This window comes from Leucobacter sp. HNU (genome assembly GCF_047946755.1).
Lineage (GTDB): Bacteria > Actinomycetota > Actinomycetes > Actinomycetales > Microbacteriaceae > Leucobacter.
This window is the reverse complement of sequence record NZ_CP178837.1, coordinates 3198218-3222667: the sequence shown is the minus strand read 5'-3', so window position 1 is coordinate 3222667 and position 24450 is coordinate 3198218. Positions and strand designations below refer to the sequence as shown.

Genomic DNA, 24450 nt, shown 5'->3' with positions numbered 1-24450 from the left:
GACCGATCAGCGCTTCGCCCGAGGCGGCTTCGGTGCCTTCGGTGGAAGCGCGGCGACCTGGGCCAGCGCTCGCCCGATCCACTCCGTCGCATCCGCGTCCGCCGGCAACGTCAGATACCCGCCCATCGGCCGCTCGACCGGCCCGAACGGCCCGCCACCGGACGCGGCCAGCACGACCGCGTCCGGTTCGGCGAGCTTCACACCGAGGTCGGGTCCAAACAGCCCCGCGAACATGTTGCCGTTCACGAACGCCCCGAGCTGGCCGAACATCGGCTTCACCTCCACCTCGGGAGCACTCGCGCCCACTTCCGCGATCAGATCGCGGAAGTGCTGCTTCTGCTCCTCGGAGGCCTTCGGCATCTGCATCTCGGCTCCGCGCCTCGGCGCGTTCGGCGCCCGCTCAGCCGCCGAAGACGGAGAGCTTGCCGTAGTGCTGCGCGAGCAGGTAGTAGACCGTGAGCCGCTGCTTGTGACCGGGAACCCGCTCCCCCACCTTCGCGATCGCCGCATCGATGTCAGCGTCGGAATCGGTGACGCCGAGCTTGCCCTTCACGAAGTTGTCCCGCACCGTCTTCAGCTCCGCCTGGTCGCTGAAGGACACCTGGCGCGCGTCGGCATCGCGCAGCGCGAGCGCATACGTCTTCTCCATCGCGGCGACCACCGATTCCTCGGCGTCCGGGGCGTACTTCCTGATGTCTTCGAGAGCGCTCATCTGCGGTGATCCTTTCGGGACGCTCGGCCCCCAGCGGGCCTGGGATCAGTCTGACCTTGCGAGCACAGCCAGTCGAGGGGAAAAACTGGGAGTTCGCCGAGCGTCGGTTTACTCCAGGGGAACGCCGTTCCCGGCGCGCCACCGGACCGAGGACACCGACGCGGACGAGAACGGGCTCCGGAGCCGAAGCTCCGGAGCCCTCCCGCACGGGTCGTCGCGCAGGCTACGCAGCCACGTACCCGTCGGCGACGTCGAGCGCGGCATCGATGATGTCGAGGCCACGGACCAGGTCCGCCTCGCTGATGACGAGCGGCGGGGCGATCTGCAGGCGGTTGCCCGCCGCGAACGGCCACAGGCCCGAGTTCTTGCAGGCCGCGATGACCGCGTTGTAGCCCTCGCCCTCGAGCGGCGCCCGGGTGCCGCGATCGGTGACGAGCTCCAGCGCCCAGAACAGGCCGGTACCGCGCACCTCGCCGATCGACGGGTGCTTCTCGGCGAGCTCGCGCAGGCGGGGCTCGACGACGCGGGCGGCCAGGTCGCGGACGCGCTCGATGATCCCCTCCTCCTCGAAGATGTCGAAGGTCGCGACGCCCGCGGCGCAGCCCAGGGGGTGACCGCTGTAGGTGAGACCGCCCGGGAACGGCTTCTCGACGAAGCTGTTGTGGATCTCCTCCGAGATCACCACGCCGCCGAGCGGCACGTACCCCGAGTTCACTCCCTTCGCGAAGCTCACGAGATCCGGCTTCACGTCGAACGCCTGGTAGGCGAACCACTCGCCGGTACGACCGAAGCCCGCCATGACCTCGTCGCAGATCAGGACGATGCCGTACTTGTCGCAGAGCGCACGCACGCCGGCGAGGTAGCCGGGCGGCGGCACGAAGATGCCGTTGGTGCCGGTGACGGTCTCGAGGATGATCGCCGCGATGGTCGCGGGGCCCTCCAGCTGGATCGTGTGTTCCAGGTGGGTGAGCGCGCGCTCCGCCTCCTGCTCCGGGGTCTCCGCGTAGAACTCGGAACGGTACTGGTAGGGACCGAAGAAGTGCACGACGCCGGCGTCGGGGGTGCCGTTCGCCCAGCGGCGCGATTCGCCGGTCAGGGTGATCGCCGTCGCGGTGGAGCCGTGGTAGGAGCGGAACCGGGCGAGCACCTTCTGGCGGCCGGTGTGCTGCCGGGCCATGCGGACCGCGTACTCGTTGGCCTCGGCACCGCCGTTGGTGAAGAACACCGAGCGGGCGCCGTCGAAGCTGCGCTCGACGATGCGCTTCGCGAGCTCGCCGCGCACGTCGTTCGCCATGGCCGGCTGGATCGTCGCCAGACGTCCCGCCTGCTCCTGGATCGCCTTGACCAGTCCCGGGTGCTGGTGCCCGAGGTTCAGGTTGACGAGCTGCGAGGAGAAGTCGAGGTACTCCTTCCCGTCGTAGTCCCAGAAGCGCACGCCCTCGCCCTTGGCGACGGGGATCGGGTCGATCTTGCCCTGCGCCGACCAGGAGTGGAAGACGTACTGGCGGTCGTTCGCGCGTACCTCGCGCTGGGCGTCGGTGTCGCCGAAGCTCTGCTCGGCGCCGTTCTGGTCGATGAAGTCGCTCATGGGTTCTGCTCCGGATCCTCTTCTTCGTGGTGTCTCGCTGCGGGAGCGCGGCTCGCGCGGCGTGCGCGGTCGTCGCCTCCGCGCCGCCTCGGGCAGTGTGTTCGGCCTCGAGCGCGGCGCACTGTCACCAGTATTTCAGCGAGGTTCCTTGCCGGAATCACGCAAAGCGACCGCACTTCTGAAGCCAACCGGACACTCTGTATGATAGCCGCGTGGCCCCGATCGGGGCGTTGTCCCGGAGCGAGCGGAGCACACCATGGCCGACCCCCTCGAACGTCCCCCGCTGCCGAGCGTGCGCGCGGTGCTCGCGCTCCCCGAGCTCGCCGACGGACGTCTCGAACTGATCGCCGGACGCGGCGGACTCGACCGCGAGGTCCGATGGGCTCACGTGGTCGCCGGGAGCGGCGCCGACGGCGGCGCCTCGCTGCTCGACGGGGGCGAGCTCGTCCTCACCACGGGCGCGGGCTGGCCCCGCGACGAGGGGAGCCTCGCCCGCATCGCCGAAGCGCTCGTCGCCGCCGACGTCGCCGCGATCGTGCTCGAGCTCGGAGTGCACTTCACCGAGGCGCCGGCCCCGCTCGTCTCCGCCTGCGAGCGCGACGGGATCCCGCTCGCCGTGCTGCGCCGCGAGGTCCGCTTCGTGCAGATCACCCAGCGCGTGCACCAGCGGATCCTCGCCGCGCAGAACGAGGCATTGCGCGCCCGCGCGCAGGTCCACGACATGCTCACCGAGCTCGGGCTCAACCGCAGCCCGGTCGACTACGTGATCGAACGGCTCGCCGAGACCATCGGCGCCCCGGTCGTGCTCGAAGATTCCGCGCACCGGGTCGTCGCCTGGTCGGGCCCGGGGCACCCGCCCGAGGAGGTGCTCTCGGCCTGGGTCGCGTCGGACGGACGCGGGTTCGAGCTTCCCGCAGGCTGGGTCCGGGTCCCCGTCGAGGCGCGGGGCAGCCGCTGGGGATTCCTCACCGCGCTGCCCGGCGCGCCCCACCCCGCCGGACGGCGCACGGTGCTCGAGCTCGGGGCGTTCGCCCTCGCGCTCGGACGCCTCGCCGATCCCGACGGCGACGCCTGGGTGCGGTTCTCGTCGAAGCGGCTCGTCGGCGCGCTGCTCGGGGGACGATACCGGCACGAGACCGAGCTCGCAGCTCAGCTCGCGGCGGGCGGGCTGCCGGTCGCGGGCCGGGTGACCGTCGGAGTCACGCTCCGCGGCGCCGGCGATTTCGGCGGGCCCGCCGCGAAGGAGCGCTCGGTGCTGGAGTCGGCGCTGCGCCGGGCGATCGCACCCGAGGGCCGCGCGCTCATCGCGGTCGACGACGGCGAACTGGCGGCGTTCGGCCCCGGCCCCTCCGGGAGCGCGGCGGGCGATGCCGGCGCAACGCGCGCGAGCACCGATCGCCCCGTGCTCCTCGCGCTGCTCTCCTTCCCCGACGGCGACGCGCGAGTCGCCCCGACCGGCGATCGCGGGATCGCCTCGCCCCTGGCGGCCCGGCTCGCCAGGGAGATCGACGCGCTCGCTCCGGCCGCCACCCCGGCCGGCTGGCGCGCGCACCTCGGTCTCGGGGTTCCCGCCCGGCGTCTGCGCGGCGCGATCTCGTCACTCGAGACGGTGCGCGCGGTCGGGATCCTGCCCGCGGCGACCCGAGCGGGCCGAGTCAGCGTGCAGCAGGCCGAGCGGCAACCGCTCGCGTTCCTCGTCCGCGAGCTCTCGGGAACGCCCGAGGTGCAGGAGTTCGCGAGCGACGTGCTGTCGCCCCTCGTCGAATACGACCGGGAGCACCACGGCGACCTCGTGCGCGTGCTCGACGCCGTGACCGCGCACCCCGCGAACCGCTCGCTCGCGGCGCAGCGGGCGCGGCTCTCGCGCTCGGTCTTCTATCAGCGGATCGCGCTCATCGAGGAGCTGCTGGGCGTCGATCTGACCGACGGCATGACCATCGCGACGCTCACGGTCGCGCTGCTCGCCCGCCGGGAGCGGTAGCCGGAGCGGGGTCCGCGCGAGAAGCCGTCGGCCGCCCCGCACGAGGAACGAGACGCCGGGTCCTACGCCGCGCGGTTCCAGAGCGACGGGTAGTCGTGCCCGAGCTCGCGCACGAGGCGTCGGAACGCCGGCAGCGAGAGCCCGATCACGCAGCTGGTCGCCCCCTCCACCCGATCGATGAACGCTCCCGCGAGGCCGTCGATCGCGAATCCACCGGCGAGCTCCAGCGGCTCCCCGGTCGCGACGTACGCCTCCAGCTCGGCGTCGGTCACGTCCGCCGCGAGCGACACCGTCGCGGTGTCGACGGCGCCAGCGGCCCCCTGCGGGGATCCATCGGCCGCGACGTCGACGAGCCAGTGCCCGGAGTGCAGCACACCGCTGCGGCCGCGGTGCTGCTTGGCGCGCGCGAGCGCCACCTCGGGCAGGTGCGGCTTGCCGAGGATCTGATCGTCGATCAGGAACGCCGAATCGCCGCCGAGCACGAGCCCGCCGCCGAGCTCCGCGATCTCGGCTGCGTGCCGATGCACGACGTCCTCGGCTTTCAGCCGGCCGAGGTACTCGACGAGCTCGGGTGCGGTGAGGGCCCGACCCAGCTCCGCCTCGCGCGCGACGACCTCGGCTTCCTCGTCGACCCGCGGCGAGAAGCAGATCGGCTCGATGCCGGCGGCGCGCAGCACCGAGAGACGGGCGGGCGAGGTCGAAGCGAGGATCAGGCGCATGCCGCGAGTTTACGGCGTCCGCCTCCTCAGGGTCGCGGCGGCGAGCGCGAGGGCGAGCGCCGAGACCGTCGCGATCACGATCAGCGGCCCCCAGAGCGACCAGTCCTCGTCCCCCTTCGTGACGGCGGTGACCGCATCGATCGCGTAGCTGAGCGGGAGCCAGTCGGAGATGGCGTGCAGCACGTCGGGCATCTGGTCGCGCGGCATGAACAGCCCGCCGAGCAGGATCTGCGGGAACACCAGCACGGGCATGAACTGCACGGCCTGGAACTCGGTGCGGGCGAAGGCGCTGGCGAGCAGGCCGAGCGCGGTGCCGAGCAGTGCGTCGAGCACGGCGACGAGGCCGAGCTGCCAGACGGGGCCGGTCGTGCTGAGCCCGCAGACGATGACGGCGAACCCGACGGTGATCGTGGCCTGCAGGGTGGCGGCGAGCCCGAAGGCGAGCGCATAGCCGACGATGAAGTCGGCCTTGCCGAGCGGGGTGGTCATGAGCCGTTCGAGGGTGCCGGAGCGCCGCTCGCGCAGCGTGGTGACGGAGGTGATGAGGAACATCAGGATGAACGGGAAGAGCGCGAGGATCGGGCCGCCGAGGCGATCGAAGACCCCGGGCTGGTCGCTGAACAACCAGGAGAAGAGCCCGACCAGCAGCGCCGGGGCGATGAGCACGAGCGCGACCGATCGGGGGTCGTGGGTGAGCTGCCGCAGCACGCGCGCCGCGGTCGAGAGGGTGCGCGCGGGGGTCATCGCTCCTCGCCTCCGGTTCCGGCCGCGGTCCCGTCGGAGGCGGGATCCCCGTGGCGGGCGTGCCGCGGCGCGGCGGCCCGCCCGGGCTCCGGCAGCGCGGGCCCGCCCTCCTGCGCGGCGATGATCGCGAGGAACGCGGCTTCCGGGTCGCCGGCCCCGGTGGTCCGGAGCATCTCGCTCGGAGTCGTGTCAGCGATGATCCTGCCCGCGCGCATGAGCAGCAGGCGGTCGCAGCGCAGCGCCTCGTCCATCACGTGGCTGCTCACGAGCAGCGTCGCGCCCTCGCCCGCGAGCCGGTGGAACAGCTCCCACAGTTCGGCGCGCAGCACGGGGTCCAGTCCGACGGTCGGTTCGTCGAGGACGATCAGCTCGGGCTCCCCGAGCAGCGCCGCGGCGAGGGAGACCCGGTTGCGCTGGCCGCCGCTCAGCGCGTCGACCCGCTGGCCCGCCTGCTGCGACAGTCCGACGAGGTCGATCACGCGCTCCGCGTCGCCGCGGGGCGCGCCGAGCACCCGGGCGAAGTATCGGAGGTTCTGCCGCACCGTCAGGTCGTCGTAGACCGAGGCAGCCTGCGTGGCGTAGGCCACGCGTCGGCGCAGTGGGGCCGCGCCCGCCGGCAGCTCGAGCACCCGCAGTTCGCCCGTGGCGTTCGCCTGCACGCCGACGACGGCGCGCATGAGCGTGCTCTTGCCGCAGCCCGACGGCCCGAGGAGGCCGGTGACCCGTCCGCGCGGCACCCGGAGATCGATGCCGTCGAGCACCGTGCGGCGGCCGCGGCGCACGGTGAGTCCCGTCGCCCGCACCGCGTCGGGTGCCGCGTCGGTCGACGTCTCGGTCGCCGCTTTATTCATCATGTAATGAATTTAAATCCGAGGGCGCGGGCTGTCAACGGTTCCGCGCCGCCCGGCGACCCTGCGACCGGCGCTCAGCCGAAGAGGTACTGCTGGACCGTCGGCCCGATCCGAGCGACGAGCTCCTCGACCGGGGCGTCGGCCAGGGGCTTCACCCCCAGCACGTAGCGGACCACGAGCAGCCCGGCGATCTGCGAGGCGACGAGCTCGGCGCGCAGCTCGGCGTCGGGCGCATCGAGGCCCCCGGCGACCCGCGGCAGCAGCTCCCGCGTGAGGAACCCGGCGAGCAGCGAAGTCCCGAGCTTGCCGCCGATCGCCGTGCGGAGCAGCATCACTCCGCGCCGCCGCACCTCCTCGCGCTCGAACGACTCGAGCACGAAGCGGATGATCCGCTCGCCGACCTCCTCGCGGGGGCCGCTCAGGATCACCGGCACCGCGAGGTCGGGGCGCAGCGGCACTCCCGCGGCCTCGGCGAACAGGTCGGCCTTGGTGCCGAAGTAGTGGTGCACGAGCGCCGAGTCGACTCCCGCCCGCGCCGCGATCGACCGGATCGTCGCCCCCTCGTAGCCGCGCTCGCCGAACTCCTCGAGCGCGGCGGCGAGGATCCGTTTCCGCGAGTCCGAGCCGCCCTTCGGGCGCCCGCGCGGTCTCGGCTTGGTCATGTGGGCAGCCTACCCAGTCACGAGCGGCACCGATCCGAGTTTCGATTGCGGCAAGCGGCGGCTTCGACGCCGCGAGGGCCGCCACATGCCGAAACCGAGGCGGAACCCGAACCCGAACCCGGCCGCGGTCGAACCGCATCCCGCGGGGGATGGGAGAATGGGCGCATGGCGAATACCTCACCCCTGCAGCCCGGCGACGAGATCGAGCTCGAGATCACCAACATCGCGCACGGCGGGGTGAGCGTGGCACGGCACGACGGCCGCGTCGTCTTCGTCGCCGACGCGATCCCCGGCGAGCGCGTGCGTGCACGCGTGACCGAGGCCCGCAAGAAGTCGTTCGCGCGCGCGGTGACCGTCGAGGTGCTCGAGGCATCTCCCGACCGCCGCCCGCACGTCTGGCCCGAGGCGGCGCTGGAGCGCGATCCGGAGGAGCGCGCCGGCGGTGCCGAGTTCGGCCACATCGCTCTCGAACGCCAGCGGGCGCTCAAGGCCCAGGTGCTCTCCGAATCGCTGCAGCGCTTCGCCGGCGTGGAGCGCGACGTGACCGTCGAGGCCGCCCCCGGCGACGACGAGGCGAACGGCCTCGGCTGGCGCAGCCGCGTGCGACTGCACGTGGATCCCGAGACCGGCGTCGTCGGTCCGTATGCGGCGCGCAGCCGCACCATCGTGCCCGTCGAGTCCCTGCCGCTCGCGGTCGAGGGCGTCAACATGATCGCGCCGCTCGACGAACCGATGCACCACCTGGTGTCGGTGGACCTGATCGCTCCCAGCGCGGACGATCCCCGCATGCTGATCACCGCCGCCGAGGACGTTGCCCGTGCGGGCGAGAACGACGCGGTCCGCGAGCTCGTCGGCGACCGCGAGTTCCTGGTGCGCGCCGGAGGCTTCTGGCAGGTCCATCGCGAGGCGCCCGAGGTGCTCTTCACCGCGGTGCGCGACGCGATCGCCACCCTCGACGCTGCCGGTCGCGTCGATGCCGGTGCGGCGAACCTCGATCTCTTCGGCGGCGCGGGCCTGCTGGCCGCGGCGATGGCCGAGGCGGTCGGCCCCGCACTCAAGGTGACCACGGTCGAGGCCGATCCCGGCGCGACCGACGACGCCGCCGAGAACCTCTCGGAGCTCGTCGGCGCGTTGGCGGTCACCGCTCGCGTGGACCGCTACCTCGCGGATCTGCTCGCCGCCCCCGCCGCGGTGCGCGACCGCTTCCGCCGCTCGACCGTGGTGCTCGATCCCCCGCGCTCGGGCGCGGGCGGCACCGTGAGCCAGCAGCTCGGCGAACTCGCTCCCGCGAACATCGTCTACGTGGCCTGCGATCCGGTCGCGCTGGCGCGCGATACCGCGACGCTGCTGGGCCTCGGCTACGAGCTGGGACCGGTGCGCGCGTTCGACCTGTTCCCGCACACGCACCACCTCGAAGCGCTCGCGGTCTTCACGCGAGCCTGAGCCGGTCCGCGGCCGGTCAGTCCGCCGAACCGCTCGCGGTCTCGGCGGGCTGCGGCGCGCTCGGATCCGCCGGCGCGGGGTCCGCGGGCGCGGAGTCCGCGGGCGCGCCCGGATCGCCCGCGGAGGGGATGGCGATGCGCTGCCGCACCCCGAAGCGCTGCTCGGCGTCGCAGTAGGCGAAGACCAGCGCCTTCGTCCCCGTGGGATACAGCACCAGCCCGCGCTCGTACGCACCGTGCGAGTCCAGCTGAATCCTGGACGGCTGCGCCGCGCCCGCACTCACGCACACCGTGGCGCCGGGCACGCCGCCCGTGACCGAGAAGGCCGCGACGAAGCGGGTCGTGTCGATCGAGCGCACCGGGAGCGCCGTCAGCTCGACCTTCGGTGCGGTGAGCGAGAAGGCGACGGCCGCGGCCGGCGACACGCGATCTCCGCGCGCCTGGGTGACGTCCGCGCGTTGGGATCCCGGCCGGAGATCGAGGTCCGCGAGATCCGCGGTCCAGGTCCCGTCCGCGGCGACGGTCGGCAGGATCCGGGTCCCGGCGACGGTGACGGCGATCGTCGCCCCGGGCTCCGCCGTGCCGCTGAGCTTCGGAGCGATGGTGCCACTGGCATCGCCCGTGCTCCGCACGGTCGGGGCCGGGAGCTGCGCCGGCGGGTCGGGGCGCTCCGCCGGCGGGGGCTCGGGGCGACCGCACGGTCGCCCTCGCCGATCTCGGACCCGGGCCGCAGCGGAGACTCGGGGAGGAGCGGTTCCTCTCGAGGGGCGACATCGGCCATGAGCTGCGAGCCCGCTCCGGAGGGGTCCTGCCCGGACGCGGCGCCGAGGCCCGCCCCCGGTTCCACTCCGGCGGCCCCCGGGGATCCGGGACCGCGCTTCGCGACGGACCGGGGAGCACCGGCGGTCGCCGATCCGTCGTCCGACGGCGTCGCCCGCCGATCGGGGCTCCATCCGGCGTCGGCCTCGAGCGTGACGGGCGCCTGCGGGTCGAAGGGATGCGCGAGCACCACGGTGCCGGCGATCGCAGCCGCGGCGAGCGTGGATCCCAGCACGAGTCCGGTGGAGCCGATCGCGATCTTCCCGCCGACGACGGTCGCGACCTTGCCGAAGCCGGCGCGGAGCGCACCCATGCCACCCAGGGCCGCGAGCGGGCGGATCGCCGCCGCCCCGTTCGCCGCCCCCGTTCCGCCGGCGACGGTGAACGCCGCCGGGGCAACCGGATCCGCGGCCCGCAGCGCCGCGGTCAACGCGCTCCCCGCGCCGCCGAGGAACAGCACGCCGAGGATCCCGCCGCCGAGGCGACGGTTCGCCTCGAGCAATTGCTGCTCGGCGGACCGGCACTGACCGCAGCCGCGCAGATGCGAGCGCAGCAGCGCGGCCCGCTCACGGGGCAGCGAGTCCCGCACGTACCGCGGCAGGGCCTCGAACACGCGGGCGTGCTCGATCCCCCGGGCGGCGTCGGCAGCCACTGGGCGAGCCACGCGACGCGGAGCCCCTCGACCGCGCGCCGGCCGAGCACGGAGACGGAGTTCGGGGTGATCCCGAGGCGTTTGGCGGTCTCCGCCCGGGAAAGCCGTTCGACGGCCCGCCACTGCAGCACCTGCTGCCAGCGATCGGGCAGCGCGGCGAAGGCGCTGAGGATCATGGCGCGTTCCTCGACCGATTCCATGGCGTCGCCGATGGTCGGATCCGGGATGTCCTCGACGACGGGCACCGGGGCGGCCTGCCGCCCCGCGCGGAACCAGCGGGCCGAGATGCCCCGCACGGTTTCGAGCAGGTGGGCCCTGAACGCGCCGACCGGGACGGAGTCGCGTTGCAGCCGGGCCCAGATCGTCGCATAGGCCTCCGACACCACGTCGTCGGCGTTGCCGGGCGCGACCGACCGGGCGACCGCGTAGGCGGCCCCGCGGTGCAGGGACCAGAGTTCGGCGAAGGCGTCGGCGTCACCACGAGCCGCGGCTTCGAGGAGCCGAGCGTCGGCGGCCGGGTCGACGGGCTCCTCGGCGAACGCGGATCGGGCAGGTTCGGACCCGAGCACGACCGCGTCGCGCTCAGCCGTTCCCGACTCGCTCATCGTCTCGAATAGCCCGGTTCCAGTTCCTGCGCCGCCGAATTACGGCACCGGACGATTGTGCACCCCGAAAGCGCCTACACCAATACTGTTTGTCGGTCTCCCGCAAGAACTCGGGAAAACCTCCCCGGAACACACCAGTGCGCGGGCCCGAACAGGAGCTTCACCTGTTCGGGCCCGCGCACTGGAGGGATCGCGCTAGGCGGTGCGGCGCAGTCGCCTCACCGTCAGCAGCACGCCGCCGCCGAGCAGGAGCACGCCCGCCAGGCCGAGCACGCCGACGGCCGTCGCATCACCGGTGTCGGCGAGCCCGCCGCCGTTCGGCTGCTTCGTCGGCGAAGTCGTCGGAGGCGTGGTCGGCGGGGTCGTGGTCGGGGGCACCCGATCGGCGATCCCCTTGCCGTACCAGCTGTCCTTCGCGGGATCCACGGTCAGCTCCGCTGCGGTGCCGGTCGCGGTCCCCGTCACGGTCACGGTGTTGACGTAGTCCCCTCGGGCAGCTTGCCCGAGGCCCGGTAGGCGATGGACGCCCCCGGAGCCAGCGTGCCGCCGAACCCGTTCGGTGCCGCGATGGTGCCGAGCCGATCGTCCTTCACGCTGTCGATGCGCACGGGCACGTTGCCCGTGTTGGTGACCGTGTAGACGAACGGGACCGTCTGCTTCGTGGAGACGCTGTGACGATCCGAAGCGGTGGCGGCGCGCACCCCGTCGCCCGTCTTCACGACCTGCAGGCCCGCGGTCGCGCCGAAGCCGTACCAGTCGGCCTGCACCGGCTGCAGCTCGTTCGGGACACCCGCCTCGGTGGCCTTGACGGTGACGCGGTTGTGGTAATCGTCCTTGGCCACGGGACCGCTCGCGGTGTAGACGATCTCCTCGCCGACGCCGAGGGTGCCGCTGAAGCCGCTCGGTGCGGGGATCGTTCCGAGCACGCTGTCGGTCACGTCGTCGATCTTCACCGGCACGTCCCCGGTGTTCTTGACGGTGTAGGCGAACTGGACGGTGGCGCCCGCGGCGACGTGCAGCGCGGAGGCCTGGGTGCCGATCTGCTGGCCGTTGCCGGTCTTGGTCACCGAGATCGAGGGGTGCGACAGCGGAGCGCGCACGGTCGCGACCGCGGTGTCGCCGTTGCCCGCCTCGTTCCAGGCCGAGATGCGGAACTGGTAGGTCTTCGCGGGGTCGAGGCCCGAGACGGTGCGGCTCGCGGCCGTCGACGCCGCAGCGGGCACCACGGTCCAGGTCGTGCCCCCGTCCTCCGACTGCTCGATCACGTAGTCGCGCACCGGCGCCTGCGCGTCGGCGGTGACCCCGCCCGGCAGCGCGCCCCAGGTGAGGTCGACCGAGGTCTTCGCCGGGCTCGTGTACTGCGCGGCGAACTGGGTCACCGGGTCGGGGGTGCGCGCGAAGATCACCACGCGGGTCGCCGAGGTCCCCTCGGAGACGGTCGCGTAGAGGAAGCCGCGCTCGTCGAAGGCGAGGCCGCGAACGGTCGAGAGCTGGCCGTTGCCGGTGCCCGAGCCGAAGGCCGAGAACTTGCCCTTCGCCGTGCCGTCCTGGGCGAAGACCGAGATGAGCCCGTTGCGCTGCCCGACGTAGATGTCGCCCGTCCGCGGCTCCACCTGGATCGCGAAGGTGGCGTGGGTCTGCCCGTCGCCGGTCGCGAGCGTCCCCAGACCGATCGTCTGGGTGACGGCGCAGCGATCGCGCGAGGAGCCCGTCGGGTTGCCCACGGCCTCGGTGGTGCAGGAGTTCGGATCGACGCGCTGGATGAAGGTCTTGTTCCCGTTGCCCGGATCGATGAAGCCGACCAGCAGCGTGCCGTCGGCGGGATCGACCGCGATCGCGTAGGGCGAGCGGAAGCCGCCGTCACCCGCGTACGCCGTGCCCGCCGGCTGGTTCAGGTAGATGTTGCGCACGAAGGTGCCGTCGGGCTTGTACTGCTTCAGCAGCTCCGGCGTCTGGCTCGTGACGACCATGTCGCCGTTGTTCATGCGGGCGACGCCGACCGCGTAGTCGAAGGTCTCGGGGTCGTAGCGGTTCGCCCACCCGTTGCCGCTCGGCCAGCTCGACTTGCCGATCGCACCGGCTTCCGCGCCGCCGGGAGCGATCATGCGGACGATCTTCTTCTGGTTGCCCAGCCAGCCGGCCTGGCCGTCGGAGTCGATCGCCCACGCCGTGCCGGCCTGAGTCACGGCGATGCCGCGCACGCCGCCGAACTTGCCGCTCGGCATCGTGGTGCCGTCCCAAACCTGGGAGTCGGCGAGCTTGGCGTAGTTCGCGCCGACGCCCGCGTTCTCGCCCGCGGCGACCGTGCCGTACGCACCGTTTCCGGTGTACTGGCCCGCCGCCCAGTCGGGCGTCGCGGCCAGCTCGTGGCGCTGCACCCGCGACTGGCCGCTGTAGCAGGCCCTGCCGTTGTCGACGAGCACGCCGCCCTGGGTGGAGCAGAACAGCGTCGCGATCGTGCCATACGCGATCTTGGCGCTGTCGGTCACCCAGAGGCTGCCGTCGGACGGGCTGGTCGCCACGCCGTAGCTGTAGACGAGGTCGTTCGCGCGAGTGCGGACGTCGCCCGCGTACCCCCAGAGGCCGCTGCCGCGCGCCTTGCCGGCGGTCTGGGCGACGCTGGTGGTGCCCGGAGCGGTCGTGGCCACGGTCGGGTCGCCGACGACCGCCGACGCCGCGGTGGCGCCGAGCGCCCCGAGCGGCAGCGCGATCAGCGCTGCGGTCGCCCACGCGGCCGCACGCGCGAATCGGCGGCGCGATGGTGCTGCTGTGTTCATGAGATTCCCCACGTGTCAGGAGCGCCGGCCCCCTCCGACCGCTCGAGATGTCCGCGATCGACGACTCGATCCCGGCTTCAGCGAAGCGCCGCGCACGCCCGAGCGGCGCGGCACAATACTTGAAACTTCCCTGAATCGAGTTGAGCGTACCCGGGGATCACGCGTTCGTCCAGGGCATTCCCGTACTTCGATCAGGAATTGCGTCGCGGGTGCCGGAAACCGGCGCTCGCGGCCGGCTCCGCCGCACGTTCTACGGCCCGAGGGCGCGGAACCGCCCTACCCCGGCAGGATCGCGCGAAACGCGTGCGTGACGTAGGGCATCCCGATCGACTCGCCGTCGCTGAGCCCGAGCCCGTCCAGGATTCGCACGAGTCCGGCGTCGAGCTCCGCACGCTCGGCCGGGGACCCGGTGATGTAGAAGCTGCGGGAGCGCAGCATGCCCGCCAGCGTCGCCCGTGTCGCCGGGTGCTCCCAGGCCCAGCTCGCGTGCTCCGGAGCTCCGAACGGGGGCTCCAGCCGGGGACCGCCCGCGGCCATCGTGTCCCGCGAACCGCTCGAACGCACCAGCGCCTCGAGCTCCGCAGCCCAGGCGGTGCGGGGATCGCGCAGGTTCCAGACGAGCCCCAGCACCCCGCCCGGTCGCAGCACCCGGGCGATCTCACGGGACGCGAGAACGGGGTCCACCCAATGCCAGGCCTGCCCGAGAACGACGGCGTCCGCACTCGCATCCGCGCAGGGCAGCGATTCGGCAGTGCCGATCCCCGTCGGGACCCCGGGCACCGAAGCCCGCAACTGCGCGAGCATCTGCGCGTCGGGATCCACCGCGGTGACCCGGCTCCCGGCCGCGACGAGCCCGCGCGTCAGCTTCCCGGTTCCGGCCCCGACGTCGAGCACCCTCGGGGAGGCACCGGCCGTGCGCACGGGCTCGAGCATCCACTCGATGGCGGCGCTCGGGTACTCGGGACGGCCCTGCTCGTAGAGCGCCGCCACCGAGCCGAACGACATCGCGCGCGCATCCTGATCGGCCATCGCGACCTCCCGATTCCCCCGGCGATGCGGATCGGGTCCGATCCGCCCCGCTCGCAGGCTACTGCAGCAGGCTCCGCACCCGCTCGATCGACAGCAGCCCGTCGATCATCGGACCCGCCACGACGCAGTAGATGAGCGCGAGGAACACGGCGTAGGTCACGGTGAAGCCCGCGCAGGCCGCGATGTGGTCACGGGTGCGGAAGTGCGCGAAGAACTTGCGGAGGAACGAGACCGGGTGACGCAGATCCCAGGAGTTGAAGCGCAGGTAGCGCCCCAGGTACATGCCGAACCCGAGCAGCAGCATGACGACCCCGACCGCCGCGAGCGCACCGGGCTTCAAGAAGTTGCGGGCCGAGTCGCCGTACACGCTCGTCGTGAAGAACATGTGCGCGAGGAACACGTTGAAGACCGTGTTGATCACGCCCGACATCGCGAGGGTGATCACGAGGATGATGTCGTACCAGAGCGGCACCGGGTCGTCGTCACGCCGGTGCGACTGGTTGAGCTCGGTGATGAGGTAGCTCGCGTTCGGCAGCATGAGCAGCCAGAGGATCGCCGCGACGGCGAGTACCGCGATCCCGACCGCCGGCGCGACGACCAGGAGCGCGAAGCCGAGCAGGCCGCCGATGCCGAGGATGAAGACGGGCAGCACCGAGAGCAGGATGTTCCACAGCATCGGCCGGTACAGGGGCGTGCGGTACACCCAGGCTCGGGCGAGCACGAGGATCAGGGCGTACACGTTCAGCAGGACGGCACCGACGGGGAGGAAGAACACGGAATCGATTATCCCGGCTGGCCCCGCCCGCCGCGGCCATCGGCGTCGCGCCGGGCGCGATCGCGCCCCGGTCAGCTCGCGCGGACCTCGATGCCGAAGTGCGCGGCGAAGATCGGGGCGAGATCGATGGCCTGCGTTTCGGAGATGATCGCGCCGCGCAGGCCCTCGAGCCCCTCGACGCCCGAGAACTCGAGGCCGCGCAGGTCGAAGCCCTCGGACCGCACGCCCGTGAGCACGAGCTTGCCGACCGTGCAGCCGTCGAACGCCATGCGGGTGATGCGCGCCCCGCCGAGGTCGAGCTCCTCGATGTGGCAGCCGCGGAACAGCACGTCGCGCAGTTCGGAGGCGCGCAGGTTGACCCAGCCCAGCTTCGAGCCCTCGAAGAGCACCTGGTGCAGGCCGGAGTCGTACAGCTCCGCCGCTCCGACGCGCGAGGAGAGCACTTCGACGTCCTTCCAGGTGCTGCGGCGCGCCTTGAGGTTCGGCGCGTCGAGGCGTTCGAAACGGGTCTCGACGAACCGGGACCCCTGCAGGTCGGCGCCGTGGGCCCGCAGGTCGAGCAGTTCGCACTCCATCAGGGTGAGCCCGGCTGCGGCGCGCCCCGAGAGGTCGCCGCCCGCGAAGCGCTCGCCCTCGAACACGCGGCGCGGACCGATCGCGCCGGGATCGCCGTCGCGGAGCTCGTCCAGGCGGATCGGATCGAGGCGGGGCGCTGGATCGGCCTTGCGTGCGCGTGCGACCATGTCGGCTCCTCTGCGATCGGCGTGTCGGGACTGGCACGACCCTACTCCCGGCCGCCGACATCGCCTCGGGGCGGCGTCCCGAATGCTGCCGCCCGTCGGGGGCCCGGCCGTCGGGTCGGCTCCGCAGGCAGGCACGACCCGGATGGCGGAGAAACGAGAAAACCCCCGGTCGAACCGGGGGTTTTCTCGTGACTCTCTGTAGCTGAGGCGGGGCTCGATCCCGCGACCTCACGATTATGAGTCGTGCGCTCTAACCAGCTGAGCTACTCAGCCAAACTGGCCCGCACGAATGCGGGCCAGAGAGTCAGAGCCCCGAGCCAGGATTGAACTGGCGACCCCTTCCTTACCATGGAAGTGCTCTACCACTGAGCTATCGGGGCGCGGCCACCTTGCGATGACAACCGTTAGAGAATAGCACTGTTGGCGGGGCGATGCGAAATCTGCTTGACTCGGGCGTGTGCGCACCACCCTGATCACCGCTTTTTCCCTGGTCCTGGGCCTGTGGATCTCTCTCGCCCGCGTGTCGTTCGGGCTCGTCGGGCCCGTCGCCGCCTGGCTCGGGCCGACGCTCGGGCTCGCCTTCGTGTGGCTCTGGGCCTGGACCGCTCGCCGGATGACGCGGACCGCGGACCGCGGGTACCGGATCCGCCCGCGAACCTGGGTCGCCCTGGCGCTCTCCGCCGCGTGCGCGATCGCGTTCGGCCTCACCGCCCCCGAGTATGCGGACGGGGCGTTCCGCACCCTCTTCGGAGAGCTCGGCGGCGCAAGCGCGAACGAGATGTCGATCGCGCTCTGCAATCCGTTCGGCATCATCGCGATCGCCTGCGCCGTCGCCGCCGTCGCGTTCGCCGCCGCGGACGGTCGCGACCCCCGGCCCGAGGAGGACGAGGATCTGATCGGCGAGTCCGGGATGGTGCGGCACCCCCTCGCCGACCGCTGACCGACGCCCCACTCCGGGCCGCCGCGGCCGGGATCCCGCACTCGCGAGCGAGCCGTGTCAGCGAGACCGGCGAGAACCGGCTAGTATGGAAAAGCTGGCTGCTCGCGGTCGGCGCTGGAGGATTCGCCTAGCGGCCTATGGCGCACGCCTGGAACGCGTGTTGGGTTCACGCCCTCGGGGGTTCAAATCCCCCATCCTCCGCCACCAACGCCTGAGGCCCCGCTTCCACTCGGAAGCGGGGCCTCAGGCGTTTCCGCGCCCGGCACCCGACCACCCTGCGCCGGGCGCAATGCAGCGCTGCCCAGCAGGAGCGGCAGATGCTCTCGCATTCAACTATTTGTCAGGACATTTGACGCGTTAGAGTTGGATTTCCGCACGCAGGTGGCCGCCGTCGTCCGACCTCGCGCCGCCCGTCGGATTCGTTGCGCCTCGGGCAGTACTTCGAAACGGAACTCAGAGGGGATCTCATGCAGAAATCAACACGTCCCGGGCCCGCACGCCTCGGAACCATCGTCGCGACGGTCGCGCTCGGAGCGAGCGCCCTCTTCGCCCCGGTCGCGGCGAACGCCGACTCCGCCACGACGGCGGCGTCGGTCAAGCCGACGCCGGGCACGAGTTCCTGCCAGGTGACGATGCGCGGGGTGAGCTCGACCCAGCGCATCGTCTCGTACACCTACTCCAGCGAGAACGGGAAGGCGACGCTCTACACGTCCAAGGACGAGGGCGGCCAGATCGGCTTCGTGCCCAAGGCGTTCGCCAAGAAGGAGTCCAAGGGCAGCGGGTCGCCGGACGCGCTCGGACCGACCGGCAACGATTACTACGCGATCGCCCCCGACGGCAACCTCTGGCTCATCGGGGTCAACCACGACGGCTCCCTCGTGCAGAAGAAGGTGAACAGCACCTGGGGCGGCGTCCGGAGCATCACCGCCGTCCCGGCGATCTCGGGCACCCCCGGCGCGAACCTGTTCGCGCTGACCACGGCTGGCGGACTCAACCGGTACACGATCCCCGCGGGCCCGACCGCACCCACCGGCACCACGGTGATCTCCAGCAGCGGGTGGCAGAACATCAAGACCCTGTCCTACTCGCACTCGGTCATCCTGCCGAGCCAAGATGCCGGTGACGTCTTCATCGCCACGGCCAAGGACGGCCGACTCATCGAATACACTTTCCCGCGCAAGACCCCCGCCAAGTGGACCTCCAAGGTCGTGGCCGCGAGCTCCTGGCAGAACATCACCTCGATGGCGATCGGCTCGTGCCTGGGCGACGCGCAGGCCTGGATCGGGACACTGTCGAACGGAGACGCCTACCTCTACTACGACAAGAATTCGGCCACCCCGCTCCAGTCGGACCTGGCCGGGCTCGGCCGCATCGCCACGGGGTGGACGCCGAACACCTTCAGCGGCTGGTCGATGTAATCGCACGGACGGCCCGACGTCCGAGGTGGGCTCGTCGGCATCGGCCGGAGCGAGATCCAGATGAGGAATGAGAGATGAGCCGGAGCACGAACGCCCGAGCGAGCCTCACGGCCGCGGCATCCGCGATCGCCCTGGCCGCGATGCTCGGGCTCACCGGGTGCTTCGGCTGGAGCGTGTCGAAGGTCGGTCCGACCGGGCCCACCGAAGGGGCCGGAGGCAACGCGTCCCTGAGCGAAGCGGGGGCGCAGGAGATCGAACGCACCGGCGTCGCGACCTTCGATTGGAGCAGCGGCCGGCTCCTGCTGCGGGACGTGGGACTGACCGGCCCGGGCGACTTCGCGAGCCCCGTGAGCGCGAGGGATCGTTCCCATCCGCTCGAAGTGACCGTGCGGGCGCCGAACACGACGATCCGGGTGCCGAGCGTGCAGATCTTCCCGCACGTCGCCGAGGGCGCAGCAGAGATCGACGAGCTGTGGCTGACCGCGAGCGCCGGATCCGATGCGCAGTTCCGGTCGCTGGTGCGCGAGTTCGCATCGGTCGCCGGTGTCGCGGACGAGGGCCTGGATTCGTGGCTCACGGCATACGTGAACGATCCGCGGGGCACGTGCGACGCACTCGGCTACAACACCCCGGTGGGGACCGCGACCGGTTTGCAGGTCTGGCTCGAGATGTCCTGCAAGTGGGATCCGGCGCCCCGTCGCTTCGTGAGCGTGCACATCGCACCCCTGGAGCCCTGATGCGCCCCCGACCCGCCGGGCGGGCCCGGACGCTTGACGCGGGCGGCGGCACGGCGAAGGATGCCGGAGAATAGTTCGGGTGTCAGCCTCCCAGAAGTACACCGGCATCGGCTATTGGGTCGTCCAGATCGGCTTCTCCGCACTGCTCGCGGCACTCGGCCTCTTCGGCGGGATCTTCATCCTGATCGACAGCGGACGCCCGGACTCCACCGGTTCGGCCGGCTCCGGCGAAGGAGCGATCGTGCTCCTCGTCGGCATCGTGTTCCTGGCGCTGCTCGTCTGGCTCGTCGCGGGGTTCGTGTCGCAGTCGCGCCAGCAACGAGCGGTCTACGCGTGGGCGATCATGCAGGAGTACGTGGCCCGCGGTCCCGGCACTCGGCCGATGACACCCGGCCGGACGGTCACCGGCGACGTCGCGTCGATGGCGGTCGCCGCGCGGGCCCGCGACGGAGAGCTGAGCTACGAGGAAGTACTCCACCTCCAGGCGCTCCGGCCGGAGGTGCCCTACCCGGGCGACCTCGAGGCGCTTCGACGCAGGAGCGCGGGCGGGAGCGCTCCGGAGACCCTCAGCAGCGCGGAGGAGCGCGAACGGCTCCGATCGGAGTGGCAGGCCGACGACGCCGAGGCCCTCGCGCACCTCGAATCGGCTGGGCTGGCGCGACCCGGTGCGGCCCGTACGGCGGTGCTCCTCGCCCGATGCACGGGCTGGGCGGCCCTCGCCGCGTTCCTCGTCTCCGCCTGGCTGCGGAGCCCGACCGCGGCGATGTCGACCTTCCTGACGCTCGCGGGCCTCTGGTGCGTGCTCCGCCTGCTCAGCGGGATCCTGCAGGACGCCCGCACCCGGCGGGGCCGCGCGATCGCCGAGACGTGGCGCTCCGACGCGGCTCGCGCGGCACGCGGCCTCCCCGCGCCGTTCACCGAGTTCTTCCGCGCACCGCTCGGCGCGTGGTGGAGGCGGCTCCTCACCCCCATGGCCGTGTTCGGGGTCTTCTTCCTGATCGGCGGCCTCGCGAACATCGAACGCGGCGGCGAGCGCGGCGTCTTCCTCGGCATGGCGTGCGTAGCGGCCGTGCTGCTCCTCGCGAGCATCGGCCTGCGGATCGTCGCGGCGAAGCGTGCGTCAGCGGATCGGGAGCGACTCGCCGCGTACCGGGGCGCTCGGGCGACGGCTCGGGAAGGCCGGGACCGATGAGCGCGAAGAACGACCTGGCCCGAGCCCGCCGCCGGCTGCGGTCCGCCGCCTGGGTGCTGGGTGCGATCCTCGTCGCCGCCATCGCCGTCGGGGCGAAGCTACTGCCCGAGGCGTTCGAGCCGGCTCCCGGCGGGTCTCCCGCGCAGACGGCGGAACCGGAATCCTCGCCGTCGCCCGCGCCCACCGGCTCACCGGGCACGGAGCCCGGGCCGGCACCGATCGCGGGTTCCGCCGTCGAGGCCCTCGAAACGCTCCCGGTCAAGGGCCGCGCACCGAAGACCGGCTACGAGCGCACCGTCGTGTTCGGCAAGGCGTGGCTCGACGTCGACCGCAACGGCTGCGACACCCGCAACGACATCCTCGCCCGCGACCTTACGGACATCGCACGCCTGAAGAACTGCAAGGTCGCCTCGGGAGTCCTGCGGGATCCCTACTCGGGCGACACGATCGCCTTCGAACGCGGCCCGCAGACCTCGCCGCTCGTGCAGATCGACCACGTCGTCGCGCTCTCGGACGCCTGGCAGAAGGGGCGCAGCAGCTGACGCAGGCGCAGCGCGAGGCCCTCGCGAACGATCCGCTGAACCTGCTCGCCGTCTCGGGCGCGCAGAACTCCAGCAAGGAGGCCGCGGATGCCGCGAGCTGGCTCCCGCCGCGCACCGGGGCGCGCTGCCCCTACGTGGCCCGGCAGATCGCGGTGAAGGCGAAGTACGCGCTCTGGGTGACGGACGCCGAGCGGAACGCGATGCGGGACGTGCTCGGTCGGTGCCCCGCGGAGCCGTTGCCGACCGCCTGAGCGCGCGACGGGTCCGCGCCGCCGCCGCGCGCTCGGCGCTCGCCCGCGCGCGGCCGGGCGCGACAGAATAGAGGCATGACCGACGAAGCAGTCCAGACCCCGTTCACCCCGCCCGCCGACCGCGTCGAGATCGGCGCGCGCATCGACGCGCTCATGCCGCAGGCCCTCGCCGACCTCACCGAGCTCGTGGCGATCCCGTCGATCGCCGACGAGCGCGTCGTCGATCCCGCCGAGTGCGTCCGGGCCGCCGAGTGGGTGCGCGACGCGTTCCTCGCCGAGGGGATCCCGGCCGAGCTCACCGAGACCCCCGACGGCACCTACGCCGTGATCGGCCACCGACCGGCGCCCGCCGGGGCGCCGACCGTGCTGCTCTACTGCCACTACGACGTGCAGCCGATCCTCGACGAGCACGAGTGGCTGAGCCCGCCGTTCGAGCTCACGGAGCGCGACGGCCGTCTCTACGGTCGCGGTTCCGCCGACTGCAAGGGCAACCTCATCGCGCACCTCGCCGCCCTGCGCGCCCTGCGTGCGGACACCGCGGCGACGGACCCGAACGCGTACCCCGTCGGGTTCGTGCTCGTGGCCGAGGGGTCCGAGGAACAGGGTCGCGCGAGCCTCGATCGCTATGCCGAGGCGAACCCCGAGCTGTTCCGCAAGGCCGACGTCATCCTGATCCAGGATGCGGGCAATTTCGCGAACGGCGTGCCGACCCTGACGACGAGCCTGCGCGGCGCCGTCGACGTCGTCGTCGAGGTCTCGGCGCTCGAGGCCTCGCTGCACTCCGGCGAGTTCGGCGGCGCGGCACCCGATGCCCTCGCCGCGCTGATCCGCATGCTCGCGACCCTGCGCGACGAGCGGGGCGACCTCAGCGTGCCCGGGATCCCGACCGACCAGGTCTGGCCCGGCGTCGAGTACGGCGAGGACGCGTTCCGCGGCGACGCGGGCATGCTCGAGGGCACCGAGCGGATCGGATCGGGCGCGGTGGCGGATCAGCTCTGGGCGCGACCGACGCTGACGGTGCTCGGGATCGACGCGCCTCCCGTGGTGGGCGCGGTCGCCGCGATCCAACCCCGCGCCGCGGCGAAGCTGAACCTGCGCGTGCCGCCGGGCGCCGACCCCGCCGCGCTGCGCGACGCGCTCATCGCGCACCTGCACGCGATCGCGCCGTGGGGCGTGCAGGTCGAGACGAGCGCCGGCGAGCTGGGCCACCCGTTCAGCGCCGACACCTCCGGCGAGAGCTTCACCCTGCTCAGCGACGCGCTCACCGACGCCTACGACGGCGTCATGACCGTCACGAGCGGCGGTGGCGGATCGATCCCCCTCACGAACGTGCTCGCCGGGATCAACCCGGAGGCCGAGATCGTGCTGCTCGGCGTGCCGGATCCGGAGAGCCGGATCCACTCGACCAACGAGAGCGTCGACCCGAACGAGATCCGTCGGATCGCGCTCGGCGAGGCGCTGTTCCTGCAGCGGCTCGGCGCACGGGCGTAGCGTCGAACGCCGAAGGGCCGGTGCCGGGAATCGCTTCCCGGCACCGGCCCTTCGTCATCCTGCGGCCCTCGATCAGGCCTTCGCGGACTCCGGATCCCGTTCCGCGCTGCGATCCGACTCCGCGTCGGCGTTGTCGAACGCGCGACCGCGACGGGGCGCGTTGTAGAGGTCGAGGTCGAGGATCCCCTCGCGCTTCGCCACGATGGCGGGCACGAGCGCCTGACCCGCGACGTTCACCGCGGTGCGGCCCATGTCGAGGATCGGGTCGACCGCGAGCAGCAGGCCGACGCCCTCGAGCGGCAGGCCGAGCGTGGAGAGGGTGAGGGTCAGCATGACCGTGGCGCCCGTCGTGCCCGCGGTCGCCGCCGAGCCGACCACCGAGACGAGCACGATCAGCAGGTACTGCGTGATCGAGAGTTCGAGGCCGAAGAACTGGGCGATGAAGATCGAGGCGACCGCCGGGTAGATCGCGGCGCAGCCGTCCATCTTGGTGGTCGCGCCGAGCGGCACGGCGAACGAGGCGTAGCCGCGGGGCACGCCCAGGTTCCGCTCGGTCACTCGCTCGGTGAGCGGCAGGGTGCCGATGGAGGAGCGGCTGACGAAGGCGAGCTGCACGGCGGGCCACACGCCCGAGTAGTACTGCTTGATCGACAGGCCGTGGGTCTTCACGAGGATCGGGTAGACGACGAACAGCACGAGCGCGAGGCCGATGTAGACGGTCGCCACGAACCAGGTGAGCGACCCCATGGTGCTCCAGCCGTACTCGGCGACCGCGTTGCCGATGAGGCCGAGCGTGCCGATCGGCGCGAGACGGATGATCCACCACAGCACCTTCTGGATGATCGCGAGCGCCGACTCGACGACCCGGATGAAGGGCTCGGCCTTCTCGCCGATCTTGAGCGCGGCGATCCCGATCGCGGCGGAGACGATGATCACCTGCAGCACGTTGAATCCCGCGGCCGCGTCGATCGCGCCCGACTGCGGGTCCGCGGCGGCGTGCACCTCGAGGCCGAGGAAGTTGCCCGGCACGAGTCCGGCGAGGAAGTTCCACCACGTGCCGACCGTGTAGGGGTCGCCGGGCTTCAGCGCCTCGTGCGCCGCGGCCGAACCGGGCTGGATCACGACGCCGAGCACGATGCCGATGGTCACGGCGATGAGCGCCGTGATCGCGAACCACAGGAGGGTCTGACCCGCGAGGCGGGCCGCGTTGGTGACCCGTCGCAGGCCGACGATGCTGGAGACGATCGCCGTGAACACGAGCGGCACGACCGCGGCCTTGAGCAGCGAGACGTACTTCGAGCCGATGGTGTCGAGCGTGACCTGCAGGCCGTTGGGGTTGCCGGCCCCGTCCTTGCCGAGCGAGAGCGCGATCGCCCCCAGCACGACGCCGAGCACGAGCGCGGCGAGGATCTGCCAGCCGAAGGAGGTCGCCCAGCGGGGCAGCCTCCGCTTCTCGGTCGGAACCTGGGCGGTGGTCGACATGGGTCGTCCTTCCTGCGCGATGCGCGGGTCTCGAGGTCGCGGCGGATCGACGGCGCGCGGCCGGATCCGATCCCGTGGACGGGCCCGTTCGGACCCACAGCGGTCCAGCATAGCCTCACATCACGATCACTTATGCCACCCATGTAGAAATGTTTCATAACGGACCGCGACCGAACCGCCCTGGATCGACGCGGAAGAGACCCCGACTGCGGCGTCGCGCACCCGGATCTCCCGCGTGAATCCGCCGTTTTCGCCGCGAGACTTGCTTTGTAACGGTACGGTAACGCATACTGGAACT

At 72.0% G+C, this 24450-nt stretch carries 21 protein-coding genes, 3 tRNA genes and 2 pseudogenes; 9 read left to right on the top strand and 17 right to left on the bottom strand.

The window, feature by feature from the left end; translation table 11 throughout:
• Positions 1-6: 6 nt before the first annotated feature.
• From AB3K78_RS15780 to AB3K78_RS15770, 3 genes are all read right to left on the bottom strand, one after another.
• Entirely contained in the window at positions 7-366 is a 360-nt protein-coding gene (locus tag AB3K78_RS15780; protein WP_416444830.1) for a TfoX/Sxy family protein, read from the bottom strand.
• Positions 367-400: 34 nt separating this feature from the next.
• Positions 401-712, bottom strand: coding sequence for a DUF2853 family protein (locus AB3K78_RS15775; RefSeq protein ID WP_416444828.1), 312 nt, complete (start codon positions 710-712; stop codon positions 401-403).
• Positions 713-935: 223 nt separating this feature from the next.
• Positions 936-2300: an aspartate aminotransferase family protein gene (locus AB3K78_RS15770; RefSeq protein WP_416444826.1), complete on the bottom strand. Its 1365-nt coding sequence runs from the start codon at positions 2298-2300 to the stop codon at positions 936-938.
• Between the two features lie 256 nt (positions 2301-2556).
• On the opposite strand from AB3K78_RS15770, the gene AB3K78_RS15765 reads away from it, so the two are divergent.
• Entirely contained in the window at positions 2557-4281 is a 1725-nt protein-coding gene (locus tag AB3K78_RS15765; protein WP_416444824.1) for a PucR family transcriptional regulator, read from the top strand.
• 62 nt (positions 4282-4343) lie between these two features.
• Here AB3K78_RS15765 and AB3K78_RS15760 read toward each other — a convergent pair whose 3' ends face one another.
• The 4 genes from AB3K78_RS15760 to AB3K78_RS15745 form a co-directional block, all read right to left on the bottom strand.
• The gene (locus tag AB3K78_RS15760; protein ID WP_416444822.1) at positions 4344-5000 is read right to left on the bottom strand and encodes a Maf family protein; all 657 of its coding nucleotides are present in this window, start codon (positions 4998-5000) and stop codon (positions 4344-4346) included.
• A 9-nt stretch (positions 5001-5009) separates the two neighbouring features.
• On the bottom strand, positions 5010-5744 hold the full coding sequence (locus AB3K78_RS15755; RefSeq protein ID WP_416444820.1) for an ABC transporter permease: 735 nt from the start codon (positions 5742-5744) through the stop codon (positions 5010-5012).
• Positions 5741-6598 (bottom strand): ABC transporter ATP-binding protein, encoded by an 858-nt coding sequence (locus tag AB3K78_RS15750; RefSeq protein ID WP_416444818.1) that lies wholly within the window; start codon positions 6596-6598, stop codon positions 5741-5743. The genes AB3K78_RS15755 and AB3K78_RS15750 overlap by 4 nt, the downstream gene beginning before the upstream one ends.
• 71 nt (positions 6599-6669) lie before the next feature.
• On the bottom strand, positions 6670-7257 hold the full coding sequence (locus AB3K78_RS15745) for a TetR family transcriptional regulator (RefSeq protein WP_416444816.1): 588 nt from the start codon (positions 7255-7257) through the stop codon (positions 6670-6672).
• A 165-nt stretch (positions 7258-7422) separates the two neighbouring features.
• On the opposite strand from AB3K78_RS15745, the gene AB3K78_RS15740 reads away from it, so the two are divergent.
• A complete protein-coding gene (locus AB3K78_RS15740) occupies positions 7423-8700 on the top strand; it encodes a class I SAM-dependent RNA methyltransferase (protein WP_416444814.1) in 1278 nt (425 codons plus the stop codon).
• Positions 8701-8716: 16 nt separating this feature from the next.
• On the opposite strand, the gene AB3K78_RS15735 is transcribed toward AB3K78_RS15740, so the two are convergent.
• From AB3K78_RS15735 to AB3K78_RS15695, 9 genes and pseudogenes are all read right to left on the bottom strand, one after another.
• Positions 8717-9331, bottom strand: coding sequence for a hypothetical protein (locus AB3K78_RS15735; protein ID WP_416447390.1), 615 nt, complete (start codon positions 9329-9331; stop codon positions 8717-8719).
• A gap of 865 nt (positions 9332-10196) precedes the next feature.
• A pseudogene (locus AB3K78_RS15730) lies at positions 10197-10775 on the bottom strand (RNA polymerase sigma factor); the annotation flags it as partial.
• A 195-nt stretch (positions 10776-10970) separates the two neighbouring features.
• Positions 10971-11246 carry an LPXTG cell wall anchor domain-containing protein gene (locus AB3K78_RS15725; RefSeq protein ID WP_416444812.1) on the bottom strand — a complete coding sequence of 92 codons (276 nt, stop codon included), beginning with the start codon at positions 11244-11246 and terminating at the stop codon, positions 10971-10973.
• Positions 11243-13552: a fibronectin type III domain-containing protein gene (locus tag AB3K78_RS15720; RefSeq protein ID WP_416444810.1), complete on the bottom strand. Its 2310-nt coding sequence runs from the start codon at positions 13550-13552 to the stop codon at positions 11243-11245. The genes AB3K78_RS15725 and AB3K78_RS15720 overlap by 4 nt, the downstream gene beginning before the upstream one ends.
• 276 nt (positions 13553-13828) lie before the next feature.
• Complete coding sequence (locus tag AB3K78_RS15715; protein WP_416444808.1) at positions 13829-14581, bottom strand: class I SAM-dependent methyltransferase; 753 nt, start codon at positions 14579-14581, stop codon at positions 13829-13831.
• A gap of 58 nt (positions 14582-14639) precedes the next feature.
• A complete protein-coding gene (locus tag AB3K78_RS15710; RefSeq protein WP_416444806.1) occupies positions 14640-15356 on the bottom strand; it encodes a DUF1361 domain-containing protein in 717 nt (238 codons plus the stop codon).
• A gap of 71 nt (positions 15357-15427) precedes the next feature.
• Positions 15428-16099, bottom strand: coding sequence for a pentapeptide repeat-containing protein (locus AB3K78_RS15705; protein WP_416444804.1), 672 nt, complete (start codon positions 16097-16099; stop codon positions 15428-15430).
• A gap of 199 nt (positions 16100-16298) precedes the next feature.
• A tRNA-Met gene (locus AB3K78_RS15700) sits at positions 16299-16372 on the bottom strand.
• Between the two features lie 35 nt (positions 16373-16407).
• Positions 16408-16479, bottom strand: a tRNA-Thr gene (locus tag AB3K78_RS15695).
• Between the two features lie 77 nt (positions 16480-16556).
• On the opposite strand from AB3K78_RS15695, the gene AB3K78_RS15690 reads away from it, so the two are divergent.
• From AB3K78_RS15690 to AB3K78_RS15660, 7 genes and pseudogenes are all read left to right on the top strand, one after another.
• The gene (locus AB3K78_RS15690; RefSeq protein WP_416444802.1) at positions 16557-17039 is read left to right on the top strand and encodes a hypothetical protein; all 483 of its coding nucleotides are present in this window, start codon (positions 16557-16559) and stop codon (positions 17037-17039) included.
• A 116-nt stretch (positions 17040-17155) separates the two neighbouring features.
• Positions 17156-17243 (top strand) — tRNA-Ser (locus tag AB3K78_RS15685).
• 263 nt (positions 17244-17506) lie between these two features.
• Complete coding sequence (locus tag AB3K78_RS15680; RefSeq protein ID WP_416444800.1) at positions 17507-18457, top strand: hypothetical protein; 951 nt, start codon at positions 17507-17509, stop codon at positions 18455-18457.
• 74 nt (positions 18458-18531) lie between these two features.
• Positions 18532-19194, top strand: coding sequence for a hypothetical protein (locus AB3K78_RS15675; RefSeq protein WP_416444798.1), 663 nt, complete (start codon positions 18532-18534; stop codon positions 19192-19194).
• 79 nt (positions 19195-19273) lie between these two features.
• The gene (locus AB3K78_RS15670) at positions 19274-20386 is read left to right on the top strand and encodes a hypothetical protein (protein ID WP_416444796.1); all 1113 of its coding nucleotides are present in this window, start codon (positions 19274-19276) and stop codon (positions 20384-20386) included.
• A pseudogene (locus AB3K78_RS15665) lies at positions 20383-21179 on the top strand (HNH endonuclease family protein). Before AB3K78_RS15670 ends, AB3K78_RS15665 begins: the two are co-directional and overlap by 4 nt.
• 75 nt (positions 21180-21254) lie before the next feature.
• The gene (locus AB3K78_RS15660) at positions 21255-22670 is read left to right on the top strand and encodes a dipeptidase (protein WP_416444794.1); all 1416 of its coding nucleotides are present in this window, start codon (positions 21255-21257) and stop codon (positions 22668-22670) included.
• Positions 22671-22742: 72 nt separating this feature from the next.
• On the opposite strand, the gene AB3K78_RS15655 is transcribed toward AB3K78_RS15660, so the two are convergent.
• Positions 22743-24152: a dicarboxylate/amino acid:cation symporter gene (locus AB3K78_RS15655; RefSeq protein ID WP_416444792.1), complete on the bottom strand. Its 1410-nt coding sequence runs from the start codon at positions 24150-24152 to the stop codon at positions 22743-22745.
• Between the last annotated feature and the right edge of the window lie 298 nt (positions 24153-24450).

Bases quoted from the DNA above. Each gene is read 5' to 3' on its own strand.
- AB3K78_RS15745 (WP_416444816.1), bottom strand. From the start codon at position 7,257: ATGACCAAGCCGAGACCGCGCGGGCGCCCGAAGGGCGGCTCGGACTCG.
- AB3K78_RS15750 (WP_416444818.1), bottom strand. From the start codon at position 6,598: ATGATGAATAAAGCGGCGACCGAGACGTCGACCGACGCGGCACCCGAC.
- AB3K78_RS15680 (WP_416444800.1), top strand. From the start codon at position 17,507: ATGCAGAAATCAACACGTCCCGGGCCCGCACGCCTCGGAACCATCGTC.
- AB3K78_RS15780 (WP_416444830.1), bottom strand. From the start codon at position 366: ATGCAGATGCCGAAGGCCTCCGAGGAGCAGAAGCAGCACTTCCGCGAT.
- AB3K78_RS15740 (WP_416444814.1), top strand. From the start codon at position 7,423: ATGGCGAATACCTCACCCCTGCAGCCCGGCGACGAGATCGAGCTCGAG.
- AB3K78_RS15765 (WP_416444824.1), top strand. From the start codon at position 2,557: ATGGCCGACCCCCTCGAACGTCCCCCGCTGCCGAGCGTGCGCGCGGTG.
- AB3K78_RS15715 (WP_416444808.1), bottom strand. From the start codon at position 14,581: ATGGCCGATCAGGATGCGCGCGCGATGTCGTTCGGCTCGGTGGCGGCG.
- AB3K78_RS15675 (WP_416444798.1), top strand. From the start codon at position 18,532: ATGAGCCGGAGCACGAACGCCCGAGCGAGCCTCACGGCCGCGGCATCC.
- AB3K78_RS15660 (WP_416444794.1), top strand. From the start codon at position 21,255: ATGACCGACGAAGCAGTCCAGACCCCGTTCACCCCGCCCGCCGACCGC.
- AB3K78_RS15705 (WP_416444804.1), bottom strand. From the start codon at position 16,099: ATGGTCGCACGCGCACGCAAGGCCGATCCAGCGCCCCGCCTCGATCCG.
- AB3K78_RS15770 (WP_416444826.1), bottom strand. From the start codon at position 2,300: ATGAGCGACTTCATCGACCAGAACGGCGCCGAGCAGAGCTTCGGCGAC.
- AB3K78_RS15655 (WP_416444792.1), bottom strand. From the start codon at position 24,152: ATGTCGACCACCGCCCAGGTTCCGACCGAGAAGCGGAGGCTGCCCCGC.
- AB3K78_RS15760 (WP_416444822.1), bottom strand. From the start codon at position 5,000: ATGCGCCTGATCCTCGCTTCGACCTCGCCCGCCCGTCTCTCGGTGCTG.
- AB3K78_RS15775 (WP_416444828.1), bottom strand. From the start codon at position 712: ATGAGCGCTCTCGAAGACATCAGGAAGTACGCCCCGGACGCCGAGGAA.
- AB3K78_RS15720 (WP_416444810.1), bottom strand. From the start codon at position 13,552: ATGAACACAGCAGCACCATCGCGCCGCCGATTCGCGCGTGCGGCCGCG.
- AB3K78_RS15755 (WP_416444820.1), bottom strand. From the start codon at position 5,744: ATGACCCCCGCGCGCACCCTCTCGACCGCGGCGCGCGTGCTGCGGCAG.